Source organism: Sinomonas humi (assembly GCF_000802235.1).
Classification (GTDB): domain Bacteria; phylum Actinomycetota; class Actinomycetes; order Actinomycetales; family Micrococcaceae; genus Sinomonas; species Sinomonas humi.
This window is the reverse complement of the sequence record NZ_JTDL01000087.1, coordinates 99410-106252: the sequence shown is the minus strand read 5'-3', so window position 1 is coordinate 106252 and position 6843 is coordinate 99410. Positions and strand designations below refer to the sequence as shown.

Here is a 6843-nt window from a genome sequence, read left to right as displayed (position 1 = left end):
CCATGGCCGGGAAGTTGAACGGGCTGATGATGCCGACGACGCCGAGGGGGGCCTTGAGCGAGTGGACGTCTACGCCGGTCGAGACGTTCTCCGAGTGCTCGCCCTTGATCAGGTGCGGGAAGCCCGTGGCGAGCTCGACGACTTCGAGGCCGCGGGCGATCTCCCCGGCGGCGTCGGAGACGACCTTGCCGTGCTCGGAGGTGATGATCTCGGCGAGTTCGCCCTTGCGCTCGTTGAGCAGCTCGCGGATCCGGAACAGGATCTGCTGGCGCTTCGCCATGGACAGGTCGCGCCAGGCGGGGAAGGCCTTCTGCGCCGAGGAGACCGCGGACTCGATGTCCTGCGCGGAGGCGAGGGAGACCCGCTTGGTCTCGACGCCGAGGGCGGGGTCGAACACGGGCGCTGTCCGCTCGCCGGCAGAGGGGTATTCCTTGCCCCCAATCCAATGCGGGACGACGGGCAGGTTATGGGTTGCAGACACGGTGCTCTCTCTTTCCGAAAAGTCGCGCTGGGAGTGTCTCTCACGGTAGGGGAGGCGGCCGACTGTCCGTGATAGACGAATGTCCTTTGAAGGCCAGTTGTTTCGCCATCTGTCACCACCGCTGGCATTGGCTTGCGACCTTAGCCTCAGACCCATGAAACGTCGCGACCTATTTCAGACTCCCGTAGTCTCCCGCTCATCACTTCCTGCCCTGGCCGCTGCCCGTGCGGTCAGCCACACAGGCGAGCACTGCCCCTCGACGGGATGGTGGGCACCCGGACCGCTCGGGTCTGGGGACAGTGCACCCAGGTTCTTCACGCGGGGAAGCATCATGCCGACCTGGGCGGGCGGCCCCTCTGCATGGAGACTTCTTTCGTCTCAGCGGTGACCCGCGCCCGTACGGCAAAAAGGGACTAGACGTGTCCTCGGTCACAGGCTTAGGGTAGAAGGCATCGACAGATTGCCTGACAATCAAACAAGAAACGGCACTTAGGACACAGTCGTCCTCAGCTGCCAGCTATCCCTTCCAGCAGACCGTTCGTCCCTAAAGAGGGTTTAGACCATGACCAGAACCAGCAAGATCGTCCTTGCAGTGCTTGCAGTCCTCGTGCTCTCCGTTGTCGGGGGGTTCCTCGGGAGCGGCTTGCGGGGCAATCCGGCCCAGGCGTCGTCGGGCACTGATGCGTCGCAGGGCTCGTTCATCGACGCTATCAAGAAGCGCGGGGAGCTGCGCGTGGGGGTTGCGATCGCCCCGCCGATGACGGTGCAGAACTCCGACGGCTCGCTCGGGGGCGTGAACCTGATCCCGCTTCAGGACCTCGCGAAGCAGCTAGGGGTCAAGCTCACCCCGGTCCCGGCCCAGTGGAGCAACATCGTCGCCGGCCTGCAGGCAAACCGCTACGACTTCGCGGCCAACCTCGACCACACGGTCGAGCGGTCCCTCGCAATCTCCTTCACCGATCCCGTGTACACCTACCCCGGCGTGCTTGTGGTCAAGGCCGACTCTCCGTACACGAGCGCGGACCAGGTCATCAAGAGCGGCTCGCAGATCGGCGTCTCGCAGGGATCGGCTCTGGAGACGAGCATGAAGGGCCTGACCCAGAACGTGACCTCTATGGACACGTACTCGAACATCCTCTCGGCCCTGAAGGCCGGCCGGGTGGTGGCGGAGTTCACCGACCTGCCAACCGCGGAGTCCCAGGCGCAAGCGGACAAGAGCGTGAAGATCATCGTCCCGAATCCGTCCCTCTACTCCGGCTCCGCCGCCTACGGGGTGCCGGCAAGCATCGACTCCCGCTCACTGCAGATTGTGAACATCGCGATCGAACGCGCCCAGGCGAGCGGCGAGCTGACCCAGGCCTACGCCAAGGTGAACTACTTCGAGGTCGGCAACCTCGGTGACCTCGAGAAGAAGTAAGACCTCCTAGGAGCTGAGGAACCGATGAACTACAACTTCGACTGGGACGCGGTCGCCAAGGCCTTCCCGTCCATGCTCGGCGGGCTCGGGACCACCTTGGAGCTGACCGTCATCACGATCGCGATAAGCATGGTTCTGGCCGTGCCGCTCGCGGTGGCCCGCATGGCCAGGATCGAGGTCATCCGATGGGCAGCGCAGGGCTATATCGAGGTCTTCCGCTGCACCCCGATGCTCGTCCAGCTGTTCTGGATCTTCTACGCCATGCCTGCCCTGACCGGGGTGACGCTGCCTGGGTTCACCTCGGCCGCGATCGCCCTGACGGCGAACCTGACTGCGTTCATGGCCGAGGCCTACCGCAGCGGCTTCCAGGCCGTCCCGGTGGAGCAGGTCGAGGCCGGGCGGATGCTCCAGCTGAGCCGGTTCGAGCAGCTGCGCTACATCATCGTCCCGCAGGCCCTGCGCCAGCAGCTGCCGGTGATCCTGTCGCTGAACATCTCCCTGTTCAAGGACACGGCGCTCGTCTCGACCATCGCGGTCTCGGACCTGATGTTCGTCTCGAACACCAACGCCGCCGCCTCCTACCGGTCGCTGGAGATCTTCACCGCCGCGGCCGTGATCTACTTCGTGATCGCCTTCCCCGCTTCCCTGGTCACCAGCGCCATCGAGCGCAGGATGCAGAACACCGCAGCCCCGAGTCCAAAGAAGAACAGGAGTGTTCTGGCAGGGATGGTCCCCGGATCACGACCGGCGGTGAGCGCATGAGTCATGCAGCAGCCCCTCAGACCCAAACCCGACAGCAGAAGGACAGCGAGATGGCCGAGCCCGCACTCACAGCCGCCTCCGGCCCCACGGAACTTCCTTCCTCCGGCAACGGGCAGGCGCTCGTGGCCGCACGCGGCCTGGAGAAGAGCTTCCACGGACGACTCATCCTCAAGGGCGTGGACTTCGACATGCAGGCCGGTGACATCACCGTGATCATTGGCAAGTCGGGTTCCGGCAAGTCGACCCTCCTGCGTGCCCTGGCCGGGCTGACCGATCCCGACGACGGGCAGATCGCCTTTGATGGCAAGATCGTCTTCGCTGAGAAGAAGCGGACCAGGGAATGGAACACTGTCCGCTCCGAGGTCGGCATGGTCTTCCAGTCCTACACCCTCTGGCCCCACATGAACGTCCTCGAAAATCTGACGCTGGCACCGAAGAAGAAGCTTGGCCTCAAGCCTGCGGAGGCTCGGGACCGGGCCGAGGCTGCCCTGGCGGAGGTCGGCATGGCCCAGCACATCCTCAGCCGCCCGACCCAGCTCTCCGGCGGCGAGCGCCAGCGCGTCGCGATCGCCCGGGCTCTGATGATGAAGCCCAAGCTCCTGCTCTGCGACGAGATCACCTCCGCCCTCGATCCGCCTGTCGCCGCTGAGGTCCTGGACGTCCTGCGCCGTCTGAAGGAAGAGGAAGGGATCGCCGTCGCGCTCGTCACCCATGACATGGCCTTCGCCTCCAAGGCAGCGGACCGCGTCGTGTTCTTCCACAACGGCGAGATCGCGGTGAACACTACTCCCGAGAACGCCTTCGAGAACTGCGACAACCCAGACCTGAAGAAGTTCGTCGACGCCGTCCGCTTCTAAGAGCCTCGGCGGGAGCCGAGAAAGGAATTCAAGTGCACACCGTAGTGATCGGCGGAGGAGTCATCGGCCTCACCCAGGCCTACCACTTGGCCCGCGAGGGCGAGTCCGTCACAGTCCTCGACGCGAGGGGCACTGGTCTCGGAGCGGCCGAGGTGAACGCGGGCTGGATCTGCCCCGCCGAGGCCGCCCCGGTCCCGGGCCCCGGCGTCGTCCTCCAATCGATGAAGTGGATGCTGCGGCCCGACAGCCCGCTCTACATCAGGCCATCCCTTCGGCCTTCATTCGTCAAGTTCATGCTCGCGATGTGGGGCAAGTCGAATGCCAAGGACCAGCGTGCCGGCTTCGAGGGCCATCTGAGTCTCGCCCAAGGATCGATCGAGACCTTCGACGAATACCGGTCCGACGGCATGGATTTCGAGATGCACAGCGAGGGCCTGCTCATGGCGTTCACTGAGAAGGAGAACCTCGAGCATCACCTCGACAACCTCGACCTCGTGCGGTCCTTCAACCTCAACCCCAAGGTGCTCGTGGGCGACGACGTCAGGAACCATGAGCCGCTTCTCACGGACGCGGTCTACGGCGGGATCTACTTCCCACTTGAGCGGCACGTGGACCCCGGGGCGATGATGCGGGCCTTCCACAAGCGGCTGCTCGAACTCGGAGTCGAGATCGTCGAGCACGCTCCGATCGACGGCGTCGAAACGTCCGGGAACAGGGTCACAGCCGTTCGCAGCGGCGGACGGCGGTTCGACGGCGACCGCTTCATTCTCGCCACGGGCGCTTGGAGCGGCCCCGTCTCGAAGCTCTTCAACGAGCCGCTCCCGGTTCGCCCGGGCAAGGGCTACAGCTTGGAGGTGCCGCGCTACGGTCTCCGCAGCGCGGTCAACCTCTCGGATGCCAAGGTCGCCGTGACCCCCTTCAAGGAGCGGCTCCGGCTCGCGGGAACCATGGAGTTCGGCGGACTCGACGAGAACATCAACCAGGTCCGGGTCGACGCGATCCTCCGCGCACCCCAGAAGTATTTCCGGGGATGGGAACCGCCGTCGTCGCCCGTCATCGCTCGGGCAGGTATGCGTCCCATGACTCCGGACGGGATGCCGATCATCGGCCGCCTCGGCCGGCTCGAGAACACCTACGTCTCCACGGGCCACGGGATGTTGGGCGTCACCCTCGCACCGGGCACCGCCCGCGCCCTCACCGACCTCATCCTCCACGGCAGGACAAGCACCGCCTTGCGGCCCTTCTCCCCGTCCCGATTCCGGCGCCGCGGCCTCTGAAATCCGCCGCCTGAAAATTCACAAGCATCGAAAGGAAGAATCGAATGTCTGCACGCAGCAAGAAGGAACTCCGCGGCATCCTGGCCGCGGTCACCACCCCGTTCACCTCGGACGGTGCCGCGATCGACGAGGAGGCATTGCGAGGCCAGGTCGAGCGGCTCATCGCGGCGGGCATCCATGGCCTCGTCCCGACCGGGACCACTGGTGAGTTCACGACTCTCACGCCCGAAGAGTACCGCCGCGTGATCGAGCTCTACGTCGAGAGCGCGGCCGGACGGGTCCCGGTCGTCATCGGCGTCGGTTCCCTCTCCACCCGAGGGGCGATCGAGCTTGCGCAGTATGCCGAGGAGGTCGGCGCCGACGCCGTCATGCTCGTCCCGCCGTTCTACGACCCGCTCGACTTCGCCACACTGAAGGCCTTCCTCTCCGACGTGGCCGCGTCGATCTCGATCCCGATCGTCTACTACAACGTCCCCGGCTGCACTGGGATCAAGCTCGGAGCCTCCGAGATCGCCGAGCTGGGCGACATCGAGGGCGTCGAGTATCTCAAGGACACCTCGGGCGATGCTGTCGCCCTGGCTGATCTCCTCGCGTCTCGCGGCGACCGGATCAAGGCGTTCAACGGCTGGGACACCCTGACGTTCTTCGGCATCGCCAGCGGCGCCGAGGCGTCGGTCTGGGGCACCGCCGGCGTCGTCCCCGAGCTCGCCGTCGAGTTCTGGGAGGCCCTGGCAGAGAAGAAGGACCTCGAGCGCGCACGCGAGCTCTGGAAGCACCTCTGGGCCATCAGCGACTTCCTCGAGTCCGTCAACTATGTGGCGGGAATCAAAGCCGGCCTCGAGCTCATCGGCCAACCGGCCGGCCCCGCCCGGCTCCCGATCCAGCCCCTCCCACAGGAAGAGCGCGAGCGCTTCGCGAAGATCCTCGATGCTGCTGGCGTGCTGTCGGCACCGGCAGCCGCGTGACCTTCCAGAAGAACATGTCTGCCCAGCTCGCCCTCGACGCCATCGAAGTGCATGCCGAGGGCGAGCCCGGCCGGATCCTGACATCCGCCGCCGGGCTCGTCCAGGGTGGCACCATGACTGAGAGGCTCCGCTACTGCAGGGAGAACCTCGATTGGCTGCGCCGGCTCATGCTCCACGAGCCCCGCGGGTACCCTGGCCTCTGCGCGGTGATCCTGACCGCGCCGGTGAATCCAGGCTCGGACTTCGGCATCGTCGTGCTCGAGCAGGGCGGCTTCACCCCGATGTCCGGGTCCAACACCATCTGCGCGGTCACCGCCGCCGTCGAGACCGGGATCGTCCCGGCAGAGGGCCCTGAAACCACCGTGACGATCGACACCGCCGTCGGCACCGTGCAGGCTGTTGCTCATGTCTCGGAGGGCAAGGTCCTCTCGGTGACCGTCGTGAACGTCCCTGCCTTCGTCGTCGAACTTGATTTCCCACTCGAAGTCCCAGAGCTCGGCACCGTGCCCGTGGACATCGTCTTCGGCGGACAGTTCTTCGCGCAGGCCCGTGTCGCGGACGTCGGACTCGAACTCGATCCCGACAAGGGCAGGGAACTCGCCCGGGCCGGGGCGCTAATTAAGATGGCCGCACTCGAGCAGGTGAATGTGGTCCATCCCCTCACGCCCGAGGTCTCAGGCGTGAGCCTCATCATGCTCCATACCGGGGATAGGGAAGCGGGCAAGCAGGACAGGAACACCGTCGTCCTCTCCAACGGAAAGCTCCTTCCCCACGATCCCTCGACGTGGACCGGAGCTCTGGACCGCTCGCCCTGCGGGACTGGCACGAGCGCCCGAATGGCCGCTCTCCATGCACGCGGCCAGCTTGGGATCGGCGAAGACTTCCTCCATCAGAGCATCATCGGCAGCCGCTTCGTCGGGCGCCTCACAGGTACGACGACGGTGGGCGAGAGGCCCGCTGTGCTTCCGACCATCACGGGCCGCGGTTGGGTCACGGGGCGCAGTCAGTGGCTCCTCGACCCGAGCGATCCTTTCCCGGATGGCTACACCCTCGGCGACATCTGGGCCCCGCAAGGTCCCTGACT

At 65.7% G+C, this 6843-nt stretch carries 7 protein-coding genes; 6 read left to right on the top strand and 1 reads right to left on the bottom strand.

What is annotated here, in order from left to right:
* Window positions 1-481: aldehyde dehydrogenase family protein (locus tag LK10_RS07445; RefSeq protein ID WP_231567676.1), on the bottom strand; the 481-nt coding region annotated here is incomplete at its 3' end.
* Window positions 482-1043: 562 nt separating this feature from the next.
* Between LK10_RS07445 and LK10_RS07440 the strand changes: the two genes are divergently transcribed.
* The 6 genes from LK10_RS07440 to LK10_RS07415 are packed head-to-tail and all read left to right on the top strand — an operon-like array spanning window position 1044 to window position 6841.
* Window positions 1044-1898 (top strand): substrate-binding periplasmic protein, encoded by an 855-nt coding sequence (locus LK10_RS07440; RefSeq protein ID WP_043121773.1) that lies wholly within the window; start codon window positions 1044-1046, stop codon window positions 1896-1898.
* A gap of 24 nt (window positions 1899-1922) precedes the next feature.
* Entirely contained in the window at window positions 1923-2660 is a 738-nt protein-coding gene (locus tag LK10_RS07435) for an amino acid ABC transporter permease (RefSeq protein ID WP_052207074.1), read from the top strand.
* 50 nt (window positions 2661-2710) lie between these two features.
* Complete coding sequence (locus LK10_RS07430; protein WP_052207073.1) at window positions 2711-3517, top strand: amino acid ABC transporter ATP-binding protein; 807 nt, start codon at window positions 2711-2713, stop codon at window positions 3515-3517.
* A 32-nt stretch (window positions 3518-3549) separates the two neighbouring features.
* Window positions 3550-4794, top strand: a complete 1245-nt coding sequence (locus LK10_RS07425) for an NAD(P)/FAD-dependent oxidoreductase (protein ID WP_043121770.1) — start codon at window positions 3550-3552, stop codon at window positions 4792-4794.
* A gap of 44 nt (window positions 4795-4838) precedes the next feature.
* Window positions 4839-5759, top strand: a complete 921-nt coding sequence (locus LK10_RS07420) for a dihydrodipicolinate synthase family protein (RefSeq protein ID WP_043121769.1) — start codon at window positions 4839-4841, stop codon at window positions 5757-5759.
* Window positions 5756-6841 (top strand): proline racemase family protein, encoded by a 1086-nt coding sequence (locus LK10_RS07415; protein WP_231567675.1) that lies wholly within the window; start codon window positions 5756-5758, stop codon window positions 6839-6841. The genes LK10_RS07420 and LK10_RS07415 overlap by 4 nt, the downstream gene beginning before the upstream one ends.
* Window positions 6842-6843: the final 2 nt, after the last annotated feature.

Excerpts from the sequence above, each read along its gene's own strand:
- LK10_RS07440 (WP_043121773.1), top strand. The coding sequence starts at position 1,044 with ATGACCAGAACCAGCAAGATCGTCCTTGCAGTGCTTGCAGTCCTCGTG.
- LK10_RS07435 (WP_052207074.1), top strand. The coding sequence starts at position 1,923 with ATGAACTACAACTTCGACTGGGACGCGGTCGCCAAGGCCTTCCCGTCC.
- LK10_RS07430 (WP_052207073.1), top strand. The coding sequence starts at position 2,711 with ATGGCCGAGCCCGCACTCACAGCCGCCTCCGGCCCCACGGAACTTCCT.
- LK10_RS07420 (WP_043121769.1), top strand. The coding sequence starts at position 4,839 with ATGTCTGCACGCAGCAAGAAGGAACTCCGCGGCATCCTGGCCGCGGTC.